Below are 15725 nucleotides of genomic sequence, written 5' to 3'. Positions count from 1 at the left end.
GGCCGAGATTATGCGGTTCGCACCGGCCTCTGGACGAGTGGACTATGTCGGCCCAACCTTCGGATAGCAGTTGTCCGAAACTCGGTCGTTAGCGGAAAGTCTGCTTCATATTATCGCAACGTCCGCTTTTGCGCCCAAAGCGGACACTAGCGTTGTGGCTACTTCATCCCCAAAGCGGTCGTTAGGAATACCACCTCATTCCGCATTAGCTGCACAATTATGTTGGACTAATTTTGTTTGATCTGAGCTTGGGTTCTCGACTCTATGGTTGCAATCCAATCGATCACGGCATCCACATAACCACGCGGCAATCTGTGTTTGCTGTCAAACTCCACTCTAGTCAGATGTTCGCCACCGGCTTTTTCCAATGCATCATTATCGGCCGGGCTGGCGAACTGGTCTTGGCTTGCGGTGATCAAGAGCCATTGGGCCTGGACCTTGCCGGCATGAGTGATCGGCGCAACAATCTTGGCACTTTGCGCCGCAGGCGGCACCATGGTGACAATATGCGTCACTTCCTTATGTTTCGCCGCGAATAGCACCGCCATTTGCGCGCCCATGCTGTATCCGGCTGCCAATATGTGTTTGGGTGGTCCGAAATTTTTATTCACTTTAGCAAGTAATACATCATAGTCGCTCAAAGTACCTTCAATCATTGCCAGATAAGGCTCCGGCTTTCCTGAGCGCAGGTTTTTGAGCCGTTCAAGCGGTTTCATATCATCTTTTCGGGCGCCGTGGGATCGCGCGTCCAATGCCACAACCCGATATCCCTTGCTGATCAAATCTTTGGTGATCAGGTCGGTATAGGCACCGTGATTATCGGCAAGCCAACCCAGGCTGGAACCGGTCATGCCGTGCATCAATATTGCTAGAGGCGCGTCTTTCTCTGTCTCTATATTTTGATAAATGAAACCAGTAATCCGGTTCCCATCAGGTGCTTCCAAAGCAAGCTGTTGAACATTGGTTTGTGCAAATGCAACGGCGCTGTTCAAGAATGTCGCCGGGACTACCAAGGCAACCATTATTGCTACCAATATTTTTTTCATTGGAATCTCCATCATGTTTGGAGACCGATTAGCCTTGGCAACGTCAAACCAGTGTCAAACAAAACTCAAGGAGATATGCGAAAGATCGGCGCCGCCTCTCTGACGCTGCCGTTCTACCAGGAAACGGTCGCGATGGTGCCGCCTTCTTCTCGTGCCGCAATAGCGATCTTCATACCAAAATGCGAAGACAACCTTTTTACCAACGAAAGGCCTATGCCAAAGCCGGAATTGTCATTCTGTGATTCATCGAACCCAATGCCAGTGTCTTTAACGCTCAAGCTTCTTTCGGATATCGATAGCGAGACCGTGCCTTCGCTTGTATAGCTGATCGCATTTCGAATCAGGTTGCCGACAATGACCTGAGCGACAGCTTCGGGGACCGGCATGTCGATATCTCGATTACCAAAGATACTGGTTTCGACTTTGACACTGCGCAACAGATGTTTGTTTGTTTCAATGGCATATTCGCCTGCTTTCCAGGCATTGCAACTTGTGCTGTCCGGTTCTCGGGCGAGCCACAGTATTCCTTCAGTGAGAAGCCGCATGTTGCCGAGCGCAGACTCCAATCTCGTGAAGGCAGAGCTTTTATGACCATCTTTTTCGATGATCTCGGCAGCGCCAACCGCGACGGCTAGCGGAGTGCGCAGTTCGTGACTGACGTCCCTGTTAAACTGCCGCTCACGTTGCATCAGATCTTCGATATTTCGGTCTTTGTCGGCGATTGCTTTTGCCAATATATCGATTTCGGCGGGCCCGTTTCCTAAACCCAATGTTGCCGGTTCGAACGAGCTGTGAGAGGTCACAGCTTCCGCCATTTTTTCGATAGGCATAGTCAGCTTTCTGGTCATACGCCGCATGAAGAATATGGACACGAGCAGCATCAACCCACCCAGTAAAGCTATCAATATCACAAAACCCCAAACCTGACTTGTTGATCGGACATAGGACCGCGCATTAAATATCAGATATTGTTTTACTCCATCGTTTTCGCGCACGGCTAGGTGGTAGTGCCCGTGCTCACCGCCAAAAACTTCATATTCCCCTGGCTTCCAATCTGGCTTTATCTGACTGGTGAGCCACTCGGGCATCGCCTTAGTTCCATGAAAATACTCCATTTCCAATCCGGAAACGGTTTGTCTCGTTCCAGATTCCGGTTGAACAGATTCTGAAAGTTGATCTGCCTTCGTGCTAACCTGATTTTCAAAAATCCGATCTTCAAGATCAAAGCCAAACATTACCGCCATAAACACCGTAATCGCAAAACACATGGCCATGGATGTGATAAAATTGCGCAGCACCAGATCATTTACTTTTATCGGTCGTCTATTCATCGAATGATCTTTCTTTGAGGCGATAACCGCGGGAGCGATCAGTTTCGATCTCGCAGCGGGTTTTCAGCGATGACAATATCTTGCGTAAATTATATATATGCGTTCTGAGAGCGCCGGAATTTGGCGGTTCTTCGCCCCAAATGCGATAAGAAATCGTCTCGCCAGAAATAGCATTGGGAGCGGCCTCCATCAGAAGCCTTAAAATGAGTCCCTCTTTGTTATTGAGCGGCTTTGAAGACGATCCAAGACTTACAATATTGTCGGCAGGATCAAACGTTAAGTCACCGCAATTCAGCGACGAAGCATTTTTGATTTTCGGACGTTTTGCAAGAGCATCGATCCGTATTTTCAATTCTCGCAATGCGAAGGGCTTGGTAAGATAATCATCTGCACCAGCGGCAAACCCGACTTCTTTATCTTCCAATGTATCGCGGGCGGTCAGCATCAATATTGGTGCTTGGAGATTGGCTTCGCTCCTATAGGCCCTACAGAGACCGATACCATCACGCCTTGGAAGCATCAGGTCGAGGACAATCACATCATAGTCATTGGCGAGTGCCAGTTCTAGTCCGTGATCGCCGTTATAGGCGAAATCCAAAACACAGTCGGGTTCCAAAAAATCAGCGATATTGGCCTGAATACCCAGATTATCTTCAATTACCAAAACTCGCATCAGTGTGCCTATCTCCAAATCTCGTGGCGCAAACTAACACAAGTCAACGCATTATTCCCCCGGCCTTTTGTTTAGCGAAATCAATGTCAAAAAACTGTCAAAACGCACTTCACATCGATTTGACACCGGACAGCCTATCCAAATGTTCACGATAAAAATTCAGAAACTCCGAGGACTGCATGGATCATCAAATAAAATTGAAAGACGTTGGTCATTATTTTGATACGCCGCACGGCCGTATCTCGCTGTTTGACAAATTGTCGCTCACATTTTCGGGTGGAAGCACGCACGCCATTGTTGGCCCGTCGGGCGTGGGCAAGTCGAGCCTGTTGTCTCTGGCTGCCGGTCTCGAGTTGCCTCGTTTGGGTGAAATAATATTTGCTTGTGATGGTGAACAAGTGCCACCCGTTAAACTGCGCCAAAGATCAGGTTTCGTTTTCCAGCAATTTCACCTCATGCAGGAATTGGATGCGCTCGGAAATATTGCACTGCCGCTGCGGTTGAACGGCAACAAACAAGCATATGATATCGCCAGAAAATGGCTGAAGAAGATCAACCTAGATGATCGTGCCAATCACAAGCCTACACAGCTTAGTGGCGGTGAGCAGCAGCGGGTGGCAATTGCCAGAGCTTTTGTCTCCAGCCCCGCCTTTATTTTCGCCGATGAGCCGACCGGAAATCTTGATGAAGTTACTTCGAGCGATGTTACCGATCTTATGTTTGATTTCGCGAAGGATACAGGATCGGCACTGATCATTGTGACGCACAGTAGTGCACTTGCGGAGCGCGCTGACAATATTTTCGCACTTTCCGAAGCGAATCTCGAGAAAATCAAATGAGCTGGATTACACTCGCCTTCGATAATTTCCTTAACGACAGCAAGTCCAGCGATGGGCGTCTGGTGTTACTGACCCAGATCACATTGATATTGTTCCTCGCCACTCTGTCGCTAACCGGTGCGTCTGTGCAGCAGTATCTGGATGACAATCTCAATAATATGCTGGGTGCAGATATTTCCGTTTCCGGACCTCGCCCTTTATCAAGAAGCGACGAAAATCTGCTCTCGGACAAGGCAACAGACTTCGCAAAAATACAGTTGACCCCGCTGGCAATTTCTTTGCGCGGGGAAACTATTCCGGTGCAACTGAAAATCACCGACGATAGCTATCCGCTGCAAGGCAGCCTCAAAATTGGGATGGCTCAAGATCAAACGATCCAGAAGACGATCGGACATGGACCACCACCCGGGGAAATATGGTTGGGGCCCAGAGCAAGCAGCAAAATCGATGCAAATATTGGTGACCGGGTAGCAATTGGCGAGGAAACATACCGTTTTAGCGCAATCATATACCACGAGCCTGATCGGCTAATGGAAGGTCATTCCGTTTCCATGCGGGCGCTGATCAACAGTAAATCTCTTTCCATTGACGATGTTAGGAGTAGCAAAACTCTGTATCGTTATTTGCTAACCGCAACATCTGGTCAGCAAGGAAGCATTGAAAGTTGGGCTTCTCGTAAGCTAAGTGATTTTACCCTCTTAACCAAAGCGAGCGGTAGTCATCCATTGGCGTTATTCTGGCAACGAACGGAGAATTTTCTCGGTCTTGCTTCGGTCATCCTCTTCTTCCTTGCTGCGATCGCAATTGATATGGCTAATCGCCGTTATCTGGAACGGCAAAAGCAGCGTTTGGCTGTGTATCTCAGCTTTGGACAGACATTGGCGGCCTGCCTCAAGCTTTCTCTGCTGCAGTGGCTTTTGGGTTTTCTCCTCTCTTTCATGATCGCAATTGGCCTCGCTTATGTTGCGCAATATTTCCTGATCGGCCAACTCGCCGATCAATTTCCAGGCATAGCGTCGGGCTGGCATCTGGCTACAATTGCCAAGACTACAGGTCTGATATTTTCACTATTGCTCGCTTTTCAAATTCCCATGTTGTGGCAACTTAGTCGCACATCATTGGTTAGCTTGATCCGCGCTGTGGAATACCCGTCCACACAGTTGCTGAGGTTATTCTGGGGTTTTGCAAGCATCTCGCTGCTCGCCGCATATTATTCAGACAACTTTCTACTGACAGGATTAACGCTGGGCGCGCTGGGCGCTGCTCTCTTGCTAATGGTAATTTTGAGTTGGATTATTCTAACGGCAGGTGAATTTTGGGGGCGACAATATCCCGGATTATTGTCCTTCAGTTTCTTCATCATGAAACAGCGGATACTGAGTAAATCATCGCAGATACTTGGGCTGGGTCTGTGCAGCCTGCTGCTGCTTTTTACACTGATGTTGATGAAAGATATCGGTGCCACCATGGAGGGTTACACGCGCGCAAATAACGGCAATTTGATGGTCGCAGAACTGCAAGCGCAAGATAAGCCTGCGCTTGAGAATTGGGCGCTCGAGAATGAGAGTGAAATCCGGCAACTACGGCCATATGCCGCCGCGAAATTATCTGAAATTAATGGCCTGCCCATTGACGAGGCGATTTCCACACCGAGTGAGACTTTAGCCACTGTTAAAAACTCGATCCGACTCCACTGGTCAAATGCCATCCCATCAAACAACCAATTGGTTGGTGGGAATTGGTGGTCTGAAAAAGAATCGAACTGGAATCAGATATCTGCTGAAGATGAGGTGATGACGGATTTGGGTCTGAACTATGGGGATCAGTTGACCTTCATGATCGATGGGAAAGCGACGCAATTCAAATTGGTCGCCAGCCATGCCTTTAAACCCGGAGGCGGTTCGGTGACATTCTGGTTCCAGATACCCGAGCGGGCGATTGAAGCCATCAAGCCTGACGTCTTCTATATGGGAAGCATAGAACTCCCGGATGCAGCATGGAACGAACTTGGTTCGCTTTGGCAAAAGCATCCCTCTTTATCGCTGGTCCCATTGAAAGAACTCACCCAACGTTTTGATGATACCCTAACGATGGTCACCAAGCTGGTGGTTGGCTACGCAACCATGGTGTTAATAATGACCGCGCTGGTAATAGCAGCATCAATGAAAGGCTTTGAGGCCGAAGACCGGCAAAAAAACGGCCTTTTAATGAGCATGGGCGTGACCAAAAAATCATGCGTGAAACTGGCTCTCTATGATTGGCTAACCGTTTCGTTGATCGCCGGTATCGGCGCGATATCCGGGACCTGGCTCGCCGGTTTGCTGATCTATCAATCGCAATTCTCTATGACCTATGAGCCCGATCCCACTTGGCTTGTCAGCACCATGCTTGCGATCGGCGTTACTGTTTGCGGGATCGGTGTCGTCTATAGCCGCAAGAGCCTCTCTACATCCATCAAAGACCTTTTGAGTGAGTGACCATGATAGCAAAAACATCTTTCGAAAGCTCGCACGCGTTTAATTTCGGCGCGCTTGCTGACTTGTTGATTGTGATGGCCATACTTGTCATCGTGAAGCAATCTGTGCTGCCCCATAGTTTCCTGTATGCTGGCCCGACTTCGACTTTTAGCGCGATGGTGGTTGGAACGATATTGCTCCGCCGCAGGGGTATGAGTTGGAACGATATAGGGCTGCGTTGGCCAGAAAACTGGCTAAAAACAGCAGGCCTAACACTGCTCACCATGTTCCTGTTCATAGTAGCTGTAAAAAGCATGGAGCTGGTGGCCGAATATTTCTTTGAGAATGTCGGTGCCAGCGGGCGATTTGATCATGTCGAAGGAAATTTACCAGCATATATCGGAATAATGTTTCTTACTTGGACCCATGCTTCCTTCTTTGAAGAACTGTTATTCCGGGCCTTTGTTATCAGTCGAACCAGTCATTTTCTGGGGGGAGGACTCAAGGCCGACCTAATCGCGGTAGTATTCTCATCGATATTTTTCGGATATCGCCACTACTATTATCAAGGAATGTACGGCGCGCTGATCACAGGTGCTGCCGGATTTGCTTTTGGAATGCTCTATTTATGGTTTGGCCGCAAAAACATATTACCACTGATCTTTGCTCACGGCATTTTCAATAGTATGTCGCAGACATCCAGGTTTTTCGGGTGGAAGGATTGATGACTGCTTTTGCGTCCATAGCAGACAATCGCGTCATGGCTGCTTTATCCCGAAAGCGGACGTTAGAAAGGGGTCTCTATATAGACATATTCTGGAAGCTTAATCTTACTGAGAAAGAAGATTTCGTCATACCAGATATCTTCATCTGCACCTTTAAGATCATCTATTGTCTGTTTGTAACGTATCGGCTCATTGTCCCAGTATCGAATAAGAGCTTTCAAGCAGACGGCTGTAAGGCCGGGCTCCCAGAATTCCTGCAAACAAAATCGCTCACAAACTTTTTCAACTTCAGGGTCACGAGAGAACGAATAAGCAAAAATGTAGATAGCCGATTCAAGCTCCGAAGTATCTTGCGAGAATAAAATGAGGCTACGTAACAGCGATCTATCAGAATCTTCCAAGCCAGTTTTCTGGTGCTTCTCTTGTAATTTATCGATCGCCTTCTTGGTCATTAGACCACTCTGCAATCTAGCAATGCCTTGCACAAGAATATTCAATCTCTAGCGGCCGCAATATCCCGAAAGCGGACACTAGCTTAGGTCGTTTTCTACGACAGCAACTGGACCGATTACGGACTGTCTGCGTTCGACTGCGAAGGGCGCAAAAGCTGACGTTAGAATAGGCATCTCACATAAGACCGTCAGCGATTGAGTTTACCAGCATAAAATCAGCCGATAGTGTGGGGTTGTCAGGAAGATGGGTTGCAACGCGCTGCAACCAAGCTTTGACGACCGGATGTGCCGCTGCACTTAGATGTTCTTCGAGTCCGAACATATATCCCCAGACGAGTTGCGGGAATACTGCAAAGTCGAGCATAGTCGGTTGATCGAGCGAGCCCAAATAGGGTCCTTCGCCGATATGGCTGACAAGCTCGCTCGCTATCCGAAGCTGCATATCCTGATAGTTTTCGGTCAAATCCATATGCTTGGCCATGTTTTGGATGAACGGCGCTTTCTGGAGCGCTTCCGGCCAAAGATGGCGAGTCTTTTCAGGCAGAGGTGTCTGTGCGCTCAAGATGGCGGCCAAACGCCAACCTACTTGTCGGAAGCGGTGGTTCATTTCACCGTCAATCGAATAGCGGAAAATACCGAGCAAAAAGCTATCGCTAACCCATTTGTCGATTTGCTCGATCTTCGCCTTATGCGCTTCGGGGCAAAGGGGCTTCTCTGGAAACAGTTCATCAAGCCAATATGCTTGGGCAGACGATTCCAATCGCCATTCACCGTCAATTTCCAATACCGGCACTTGAGTTTGCTCCGTAAAACCAATGGTGACTTCAGGTTCCACCGGATTGACCGGAACATGCGTGAAATCAATGCCTTTATAGTAAAGAAAGCTTCCCGTTTTTCGAACATAGGGGCTTGTTGAATACCCGTATAATTTTACTGAGTTCATATCTCGGATTTCCTTTGGTTTTATTCTTCCACGGCGTCTTCAATTCGGGCGTGAACCCGTTGTACAGCGGCGGCAATTTCTTCGGGCGTTTCTTCCTGCAGGAAATGTCCTCCCTGGGTTTCGGTGACGGCCGCATTTGGAAAATTCTTTTTCATGTCAGACAGTCTTTTGACCAAAATGGAATCCTGCATTCCCCAAACTATTTCCGTCGGAAAGTCGCGTCCCTGATAATATTCTTCAAATTCTCTATATTGTTTTGAACTGGGATGATCAGGGCCGTCTGCGGACATCCGCATCATCGCCAATAGGCCCTTGGCGTTGCCGCTATCTCGCACAGGCTTTTCATAAAGCTGGATGATATCGTCCGGCATCGATGCAGGATCTGCCTGATAGGATGGTAGTTGACCGAATATAGAGACAAGGCCTTCAAATAAAATCTCACCAGCCACAGGAGTATTCGCGATGACAAGGGGCGCCGCCAGATCTCGTTCCTCTTTTGCTGAATCGAGCACGGTGTTCAGGATCACTGCGCCTTTCAACAATTCAGGGGAGCGGGCAAGCGCGCCCATGCCAATGGGTCCCCCCCAATCATGGCCAATAAAAATGGCATCCTGAAGTGCCAGCTTTTTCAGTGCAGCATTCATCCACCGCAGATGGTTTTCAAGCGTGTGCTGGCTGGCCGGGACTTTGCTTGAAAAACCAAGGCCCACGATTGTCGGCATGATGACGCGGAATTGATCGCGCGGCAGTATGTTGGCAACTTTGCGATATAGAAACCCATTCGTCGGAAGACCGTGCTGCATATAGACAGGATAGCCGGAGCCAACCTCTAGCACATGCACTTTGATGCCGGTCTCTACCTCGACGAAATAACTTTTATAGTCATCGCCAGCAAATTTGGCCGCATAGTCGGGCAGAGGAAAGGCTTCAAAGTTCCCCGCTTCCAATGCTATCGTTCCTTCGCCAGCTGGCGTTTTCAATTCTCCATCTCGGGTCAGAACAAAGCTGGAGATCGCTACAGCAAGAACAGCTATCCCCAATATACTTAATAATATTTTCTTCACTGTCCGATCCCCCGTTTGGAATTGTCGCGCCACAATGCGCGAATGTGATTTAGATGTCTGGAACCGCCATGCCAGCTTGCACGGCTGGTCGCGCGGCCATGACTGCATGCCAGGTTTCCAGATTTTTGAACGAGTCTCCGATCAAGCCTTTGGCACCATCATAGGCTGCCGATGACCAAGGATAGATGGCCATATCCGCAATGGAATATTCGCCTGCGACATATTCATGCTGCGCCAGTTGTTTGTCGAGAACGCCGAGAAGCCTGATCATTTCATCCGAGAAACGTTTGATCGCATAAGGGAGTTTTTCATCGGCAACATTTAGGAAGTGATTGAGTTGCCCAAGCATGGGCCCCAAACCTGCCGTTTGCCATGCAAGCCATTCCAGGACTCTAACGCGCTCCGGGCCGTCTGCTGGAAGATACTGCCCTGACTTTTCAGCGAGGTAAGTAAGGATCGCGCCGGATTCAAAAACGCTCAGGTCATTATCTCTGTCGACAATGGCGGGAATTTTATTGTTTGGACTGATTTTCAAAAAGTCCGGCGCAAATTGCTCGTCATTTTGGAGGTTGATGGCGTGCACTTCATAAGACAGCCTCATTTCCTCCAAAGCTATTGATATCTTGCGACCATTTGGTGTCGTGGAAGTGTATAGATCAATCATTGCATTCTCCCTTTTTGATGCACGCAATGATCATTGAGTAGAATGGGGACGAACTCAAGCTGATGCGGTGACACTAGATTTTAACGCAGCGAGAGCTTCCGACGGTTCGAGCCGCCGGGTGTATTCGATGTCTACATCGGCAAGAACGATCCGACCATTGGCATCGACCACAAAAGTTGCCGGAATCGGCAATGCCCAGCCGGTATCAGCATTCAGATCATCCAGGTTCATTCCAAAATTGGTGAATAATTGCTGCAATCCGGCAGGTAGTTCAAACGCAATGCCCATAGCCTTGGCAAGCTGGTTTCCGGTATCGGTCAAAACTGGGAAGGAGAGTGCATTTTTTTCAATGGTGGTCATGGAATTGTCTGGCTTCTCTGGTGAAATCGCAATCAATTGGCCGCCATGTTCGGTAATCTCTCCAAGAATATCCTGATAGGCCTTGAGCTCCAGATTACAGTAGGGACACCATCCTCCACGATAGAAGGTAATGACGAGTGGCCCTTCTTCATTCAGGCTTGATAGCAAAACAGATTTTCCGGTAGCGTCGCTGAGCGATGCATCGGGTAGAGAATCTCCAGCCTTAAGCGCATCCTCGCCAACCTTCCGTTCTTTGAGTTCCTCGTCTGCAGCGCGCATTATCTCCAGCGCTTCTGCTGGGAATTGTGCGACGGAGTTGGCTAGTTGTTCCTGAAGAAGGGTTTGAAGCGTCATGTTGGGAAAACTCCGTCGGTTACTGATTTGATAATCGCTGATATCGCTTCACCAGTTAGCCGTCAGCAGTTCATATCGCAACTTGCCGTTGCACCAGATAGCCACTAGTTCGGGATATCAGGAGAAATGGCTATGCTTGGTGCGCAACATCTGGACTGGGAAGAGGTGAAGAGTTTCGCCGTCGTGGCGGATGCCGGATCGGTCCGAAGGGCGGCCCGCGCGCTTGGCGTACATCATTCAACGGTTAGTCGGCGGATCGATAATCTCGAATATGCACTCGGTACAAAGCTGTTTGATCGGCAACCTGAGGGCTTTGTCCTGAACGCTGCTGGCGAGGAATTTGTCACCGCCGTCCGCGATTGCGGTGTCCGGTTGAACGGCGCTGAACGATCCATATCTGGACAAGACGGCGATATGAGCGGTGTTGTTACGGTAACAATGGCAGAGCCGATTGCGGTGCATACCTTTGGCCCCCGATTATCAGAATTTACCGATATGCATCCGGGCATTGAAGTACATATGATCGCAACGACCAGTATATTGGATGTTTCGAGGCGCGAGGCCGATATCGCGATCCGTATCGACAACAACCCGCCGCAGTCGCTCGTTGGAAAGCGCATCATTACCTACAATCAGACGGTATATGCCACACAGGAATATCTGGATTCGCAGGATTTTGAAAATGATCCGGAAACGGCAAGATGGCTGGCATGGGATGCAGGTGAAGATAAATTTCCGGATTGGACCAAGGAAACAGAGTTTAGCAAAGTGCCCATGTGGGGATGCTTTCCTGGTGCAGCGATGCAGTTATCGGCGGCGAAAGGCGGTCTGGGCCTGGCCATGGTACCCTGCTTTATAGGAGACCGCGAACCTCTATTGGTGCGGGCCACAAAAAAGAAACCGATCAAGGCACGCGATATCTGGTTGCTCACCCATAGTGATCTAAAGCGGACAGCGCGGATCAAGGCGTTTATGACTTTTGCCGAAAAGGTCCTTCGTGATGCCAAGCATGAGTTTTTGGGAACCACTTAGATGGGCGGCAAATTGCGCTTGAGCAAAATCTAATGGCGCACAGGTAAGCCACCAAGTTGCACAACAATCAAATGACAACGGATTAGCGCACCGCCAATAACGGATGAACGATCCTCAGTGGACGTTCAAATCCAACCAAGAAAATGGCGGAGTACAAAAATGGTTTATCCTCTTACCACAGCAATGGCAGGCGCTTTCCTAATTATATTGCAACAGTTTTTGATGATGAATGCGGGCTCGCACCGGGCAAAAGCCAAAATTGGTGTAGGCTATTCTGAAGATCAGGATCTTGAACGGAAGGTTCGGCGTCACGGCAATCTCGCCGAGAATGGAGCACTGTTCCTTGTCATTCTTGCACTTGTCGAAGGATTTACCGGAGGCGGCACAGCAGTGACAATTTTTGCAGCGGCTTTTGTAGTCGCACGTATATCGCACGCCATCGGATTTTCATCACTATCCGGTTCCCATGCCGACGGCAGCGCATTTACGCCATTTGTATTTTTCAGAATGATCGGTGCGATGGGCACTGGCCTAACCGGCATCGCACTCGGTCTGTATCTCGCTTATCTGCTGGCGACACTTTGAAAACTGTGGTCGCCGATAACCGCGACTAGCGAGCTACAAAACCAATTTACAAAAGGTGCTTACATTATGAAATTCGCAATCAAACTCATTGCCCCGATCATGACCTCTTGCTTAGCCTTATTCGCAACACCTGCCGCCGCTGAGCATCATGAAGTGGCAGCGACCCAGGGTCATATCGATGCCAATCCAAAGGCGCTGGGTGAAATGTTCAAACTGCCGATGGACGAAGAAATTCATATGCTCAATATGATCAAGCTGAAGGACAAGGCCGAATATCCGGAGGGCAGCGAATTTGCGAAAAAGGATTGGACTGGCGCTCAGGCTTATGCGGAATATCGCCGACACGCCGGACCAATTGTGGCACGGCTGGGCGGCAGCACCCACTATACCGGTCTACCGCAGGTTACTTTGATTGGCCCGGAAGGCGAGCAATGGGATTCGATCTTCATTATATATTATCCCAATGTCACTGTATTGCAGGCTTTGTTCGAAGATCCAGAATATCAGAAACATGCCTTTCACCGGAAGGCCGGGGTTGCGGATTCCAGACTCATTCGCATGGTTCCCGCGCCTACTCCCAAACAGTAGCAGCATGATCTTTTGTGCAAAAGCATGCTCAATTCAGTCAAACATTTGAAGGATATCCACCTCATGAAAATATATACCGCTCTGGTCACATCCATTGTGACAATATCGATGGCCTCACTATCGGCCTTGCCCGCCAATGCCAAAGATATAGAAACGACACCCGCAGCTTACGTAAACTCCGATGCGAAAGCATACGCGGCCATGCAGAAGCTTCCTGTCGATCAGCCGCTGCATATGCTCAACATGATCCGGTTCAAAGACAAGGCGAGCTACGAAAAAGGAAGCGAATTTGCTGCGAAGGGCTGGACGGGTGAGCAGGCTTACGAAGAATATAGTCGTCACTCCAGTCCCATTGCCACGCGAACCGGTGGTAAAGTCGCCTATTTTGGAATACCACAGCTAACTCTAATTGGGCCAGAGCATGAAAAATGGGATGCTATCTTCATTGTGTCTTATCCCAACCTCGCTTCCTTTTTGGCGCTTGTTGGTGATCCTGAATATAAGAAACACGCATTTCACCGCAGTGCCGCCGTAGCAGATTCGCGGCTCGTAAGAATGGCACCTGCTCCCGTACCCGAATAACCCTCTCAATTTCACCACCAACAAAACCAACCGGAGATCCCCAATGACCCTGCCAGAATCCTACAAACAGATGTTCTCGACCGTTTCAGAGGATGGAAAACTGACATTGGCTTTGCATGACAAACCAATGCCAATACCGGAAGCCGACGAGATTATTGTGCGGATTGAAGCCACTCCAATTAATCCCTCCGATCATGCCGTTATGTTTGGTGGCGCCAACATGGCTGAGGCCGAGTCCAGCGGAGACGGTGCGAACAAGGTTCTCACCGTTCCGGTGTCTCCACCGGCAATGTTGGCAATGCAAGCGCGGGTTGGCCAGGACCTGCCGGTTGGCAATGAAGGTGCCGGCACTGTGGTGGCAGCAGGCGAAGGTGAATATGCACAAAGTCGGATGGGTAAAACGGTCGCCGTGATGGGCGGCGCTAGCATGTATGCAGAATATCGCTGCGTCCCTGCCGCTCAAGCCATGCCGCTTTTACCCGACTGCACGGCCAAAGATGGTGCATCCAGTTTTGTCAATCCGTTGACCGCACTCAGCTTTGTCGAAACAATGCGTTTGGAGGGGCATAGCGCGATTGTACATACTGCAGCGGCTTCCAATCTGGGTCAGATGCTCAACAAAATCTGTCAGGCTGACGGTATTGAACTCGTCAATATAGTTCGCCGTCAGGAGCAGGTGGATATATTGAAGGATCTCGGCGCCAAATATGTCATCAATTCCAGCAGTGATGCGTTCAAAGAAGAACTGGTCGATGCCATTGATGAAACTGGAGCAACCATCGCCTTTGATGCAACCGGAGGTGGTTCGCTAGCATCTGATATATTGATTGCTATGGAAGCGGCAGCGGCTCGCACACCAACTGCCTTCAGTATTTATGGTTCAACCAAGCACAAGCAGGTATATCTCTATGGTGGCCTCGACACATCACCAACCGAGTTTGCGCCGCGAAGCTATGGCATGGCCTGGAGCATAGGAGCGTGGTTGCTTCCAAACTTTCTCGCAAAGGCAGATCTGGAGATTGGAGAACGATTGCGTATGCGCGTTGCAGAAGAACTGAAAACCACTTTTGCGAGCCACTATACCGATGAAATTTCACTTTCGGATGCTTTGGATAGCGAAATTGTTGCGCGATATAACGCCAAGTCTACAGGCTCGAAATTCCTGATTTGCCCGCAGCTAGCAATGTAACGAAAAGTCGAGGAACCAATGTCTGCTTTCGGGACAATGCGGTGACGGGGCTAACGTCTGAAACTGGGGCGCATATCCGATTGTTGGCTTCTGCATTTCTAGTGTCCGCTTTTGCGCCCAAAGCGGACACTAGCGTTGTGGCTACTTCATCCCGAAAGCGGACATTAGGAACCATCCCACGGTAAAACGCTGATGTAATGTGGTTCGACATACAATTTGTAAACTGCAAATACCATCAAGAGGCTGCCAACCAAGATGATCAACGCAATCAAGTGTTTTCTACATTTCATTGATTTCGAATCGTCCCCTAAACCAGAATTTGAGAACTTTACGTGCTAACGGTTTCGGTGATCTTCAATATCGGCAACAAACCCAATAATTCCCTTCGTAAACAAGAAAATACCGAATGATATAGGCAGCATTATTGCCAGTAGGAGCTCCTTTTTGCTCGATAACCCCCATCCCAAATCAAAGGTTCTATCTGCCAAAACAACGATTAGAAACAGGACAGCAACAGCCAGCATAATGCCAAAAAGGCGATTAACTGATCCGTTGAGCCAGTTATAATATTCTTTCATTGAAGGCATCCGATCAGGCTAGTTACCCATTCTGATAGCTTTGAAGGTTTTGCCATGAATTGCAATGTCCGCTTTTGCGCCCAAAGCGGACATTGGTTGATCCATAAATCACAAAAAGTTTAATTAATTTGGAGCAAGCCATATGGATTGTGTCGATGAGCATGGAGCGATTTATAGAGTTATGGACTTCGTCCGATTTTCCCCCTGAAACGGTATCGGAAAAAGACGTTGCATCAGCTGAAGAACAGCTCGGAACGAGCTTTC

The 15725-nt window shown here is 49.0% G+C and carries 17 protein-coding genes; 8 read left to right on the top strand and 9 right to left on the bottom strand.

What is annotated here, in order from left to right:
• Positions 1-227 precede the first annotated feature (227 nt).
• The 3 genes from ABJU74_RS14110 to ABJU74_RS14100 form a co-directional block, all read right to left on the bottom strand.
• A complete protein-coding gene (locus ABJU74_RS14110; RefSeq protein WP_348384959.1) occupies positions 228-1046 on the bottom strand; it encodes an alpha/beta fold hydrolase in 819 nt (272 codons plus the stop codon).
• A gap of 113 nt (positions 1047-1159) precedes the next feature.
• Positions 1160-2377, bottom strand: a complete 1218-nt coding sequence (locus ABJU74_RS14105; RefSeq protein WP_348384957.1) for a HAMP domain-containing sensor histidine kinase — start codon at positions 2375-2377, stop codon at positions 1160-1162.
• Positions 2370-3050, bottom strand: coding sequence for a response regulator transcription factor (locus ABJU74_RS14100; RefSeq protein ID WP_348384956.1), 681 nt, complete (start codon positions 3048-3050; stop codon positions 2370-2372). The genes ABJU74_RS14105 and ABJU74_RS14100 overlap by 8 nt, the downstream gene beginning before the upstream one ends.
• A gap of 179 nt (positions 3051-3229) precedes the next feature.
• On the opposite strand from ABJU74_RS14100, the gene ABJU74_RS14095 reads away from it, so the two are divergent.
• The 3 genes from ABJU74_RS14095 to ABJU74_RS14085 all read left to right on the top strand — a co-directional run bounded on the left by ABJU74_RS14095 (position 3230) and on the right by ABJU74_RS14085 (position 7070).
• On the top strand, positions 3230-3889 hold the full coding sequence (locus tag ABJU74_RS14095) for an ABC transporter ATP-binding protein (protein WP_348384955.1): 660 nt from the start codon (positions 3230-3232) through the stop codon (positions 3887-3889).
• Positions 3886-6366 (top strand): FtsX-like permease family protein, encoded by a 2481-nt coding sequence (locus tag ABJU74_RS14090; RefSeq protein WP_348384954.1) that lies wholly within the window; start codon positions 3886-3888, stop codon positions 6364-6366. Before ABJU74_RS14095 ends, ABJU74_RS14090 begins: the two co-directional genes overlap by 4 nt.
• Positions 6367-6437: 71 nt before the next feature.
• Entirely contained in the window at positions 6438-7070 is a 633-nt protein-coding gene (locus ABJU74_RS14085) for a CPBP family intramembrane glutamic endopeptidase (RefSeq protein WP_348384960.1), read from the top strand.
• A 62-nt stretch (positions 7071-7132) separates the two neighbouring features.
• Here the strand turns inward: ABJU74_RS14085 and ABJU74_RS14080 are convergent, their stop codons facing one another.
• The 5 genes from ABJU74_RS14080 to ABJU74_RS14060 all read right to left on the bottom strand — a co-directional run bounded on the left by ABJU74_RS14080 (position 7133) and on the right by ABJU74_RS14060 (position 10907).
• Positions 7133-7522 (bottom strand): hypothetical protein, encoded by a 390-nt coding sequence (locus ABJU74_RS14080; protein ID WP_348384953.1) that lies wholly within the window; start codon positions 7520-7522, stop codon positions 7133-7135.
• Between the two features lie 175 nt (positions 7523-7697).
• Positions 7698-8465: a glutathione S-transferase family protein gene (locus ABJU74_RS14075; protein ID WP_348384952.1), complete on the bottom strand. Its 768-nt coding sequence runs from the start codon at positions 8463-8465 to the stop codon at positions 7698-7700.
• 20 nt (positions 8466-8485) lie between these two features.
• Positions 8486-9529, bottom strand: a complete 1044-nt coding sequence (locus tag ABJU74_RS14070; RefSeq protein WP_348384951.1) for an alpha/beta fold hydrolase — start codon at positions 9527-9529, stop codon at positions 8486-8488.
• A 49-nt stretch (positions 9530-9578) separates the two neighbouring features.
• Positions 9579-10193 (bottom strand): glutathione S-transferase N-terminal domain-containing protein, encoded by a 615-nt coding sequence (locus ABJU74_RS14065; RefSeq protein WP_348384950.1) that lies wholly within the window; start codon positions 10191-10193, stop codon positions 9579-9581.
• Positions 10194-10247: 54 nt separating this feature from the next.
• Complete coding sequence (locus tag ABJU74_RS14060) at positions 10248-10907, bottom strand: peroxiredoxin-like family protein (protein ID WP_348384949.1); 660 nt, start codon at positions 10905-10907, stop codon at positions 10248-10250.
• A 126-nt stretch (positions 10908-11033) separates the two neighbouring features.
• Between ABJU74_RS14060 and ABJU74_RS14055 the strand changes: the two genes are divergently transcribed.
• From ABJU74_RS14055 to ABJU74_RS14035, 5 genes are all read left to right on the top strand, one after another.
• The gene (locus ABJU74_RS14055) at positions 11034-11939 is read left to right on the top strand and encodes a LysR family transcriptional regulator (RefSeq protein ID WP_348384947.1); all 906 of its coding nucleotides are present in this window, start codon (positions 11034-11036) and stop codon (positions 11937-11939) included.
• Between the two features lie 159 nt (positions 11940-12098).
• Positions 12099-12524, top strand: a complete 426-nt coding sequence (locus ABJU74_RS14050) for an MAPEG family protein (protein ID WP_348384946.1) — start codon at positions 12099-12101, stop codon at positions 12522-12524.
• Between the two features lie 66 nt (positions 12525-12590).
• Positions 12591-13112 carry a DUF1330 domain-containing protein gene (locus ABJU74_RS14045; RefSeq protein WP_348384944.1) on the top strand — a complete coding sequence of 174 codons (522 nt, stop codon included), beginning with the start codon at positions 12591-12593 and terminating at the stop codon, positions 13110-13112.
• A 63-nt stretch (positions 13113-13175) separates the two neighbouring features.
• Positions 13176-13694, top strand: coding sequence for a DUF1330 domain-containing protein (locus ABJU74_RS14040; RefSeq protein WP_348384943.1), 519 nt, complete (start codon positions 13176-13178; stop codon positions 13692-13694).
• 43 nt (positions 13695-13737) lie between these two features.
• A complete protein-coding gene (locus ABJU74_RS14035) occupies positions 13738-14883 on the top strand; it encodes a zinc-binding dehydrogenase (protein WP_348384942.1) in 1146 nt (381 codons plus the stop codon).
• A gap of 335 nt (positions 14884-15218) precedes the next feature.
• Here the strand turns inward: ABJU74_RS14035 and ABJU74_RS14030 are convergent, their stop codons facing one another.
• Positions 15219-15461, bottom strand: coding sequence for a hypothetical protein (locus ABJU74_RS14030; RefSeq protein WP_348384940.1), 243 nt, complete (start codon positions 15459-15461; stop codon positions 15219-15221).
• Between the last annotated feature and the right edge of the window lie 264 nt (positions 15462-15725).

It is taken from the genome of Parasphingorhabdus sp. (assembly GCF_039982415.1).
In the GTDB taxonomy this organism is placed as follows: Bacteria; Pseudomonadota; Alphaproteobacteria; order Sphingomonadales; family Sphingomonadaceae; genus Parasphingorhabdus.
Note: the sequence above shows the minus strand (reverse complement) of the source record. Positions and strands in the feature narration are given on the sequence as shown.

Coding starts and splice junctions, on each gene's coding strand:
- ABJU74_RS14110 (WP_348384959.1), bottom strand. CDS start 1,046: ATGAAAAAAATATTGGTAGCAATAATGGTTGCCTTGGTAGTCCCGGCG.
- ABJU74_RS14105 (WP_348384957.1), bottom strand. CDS start 2,377: ATGAATAGACGACCGATAAAAGTAAATGATCTGGTGCTGCGCAATTTT.
- ABJU74_RS14100 (WP_348384956.1), bottom strand. CDS start 3,050: ATGCGAGTTTTGGTAATTGAAGATAATCTGGGTATTCAGGCCAATATC.
- ABJU74_RS14095 (WP_348384955.1), top strand. CDS start 3,230: ATGGATCATCAAATAAAATTGAAAGACGTTGGTCATTATTTTGATACG.
- ABJU74_RS14090 (WP_348384954.1), top strand. CDS start 3,886: ATGAGCTGGATTACACTCGCCTTCGATAATTTCCTTAACGACAGCAAG.
- ABJU74_RS14080 (WP_348384953.1), bottom strand. CDS start 7,522: ATGACCAAGAAGGCGATCGATAAATTACAAGAGAAGCACCAGAAAACT.
- ABJU74_RS14075 (WP_348384952.1), bottom strand. CDS start 8,465: ATGAACTCAGTAAAATTATACGGGTATTCAACAAGCCCCTATGTTCGA.
- ABJU74_RS14065 (WP_348384950.1), bottom strand. CDS start 10,193: ATGATTGATCTATACACTTCCACGACACCAAATGGTCGCAAGATATCA.
- ABJU74_RS14060 (WP_348384949.1), bottom strand. CDS start 10,907: ATGACGCTTCAAACCCTTCTTCAGGAACAACTAGCCAACTCCGTCGCA.
- ABJU74_RS14055 (WP_348384947.1), top strand. CDS start 11,034: ATGGCTATGCTTGGTGCGCAACATCTGGACTGGGAAGAGGTGAAGAGT.
- ABJU74_RS14050 (WP_348384946.1), top strand. CDS start 12,099: ATGGTTTATCCTCTTACCACAGCAATGGCAGGCGCTTTCCTAATTATA.
- ABJU74_RS14045 (WP_348384944.1), top strand. CDS start 12,591: ATGAAATTCGCAATCAAACTCATTGCCCCGATCATGACCTCTTGCTTA.
- ABJU74_RS14040 (WP_348384943.1), top strand. CDS start 13,176: ATGAAAATATATACCGCTCTGGTCACATCCATTGTGACAATATCGATG.
- ABJU74_RS14035 (WP_348384942.1), top strand. CDS start 13,738: ATGACCCTGCCAGAATCCTACAAACAGATGTTCTCGACCGTTTCAGAG.
- ABJU74_RS14030 (WP_348384940.1), bottom strand. CDS start 15,461: ATGAAAGAATATTATAACTGGCTCAACGGATCAGTTAATCGCCTTTTT.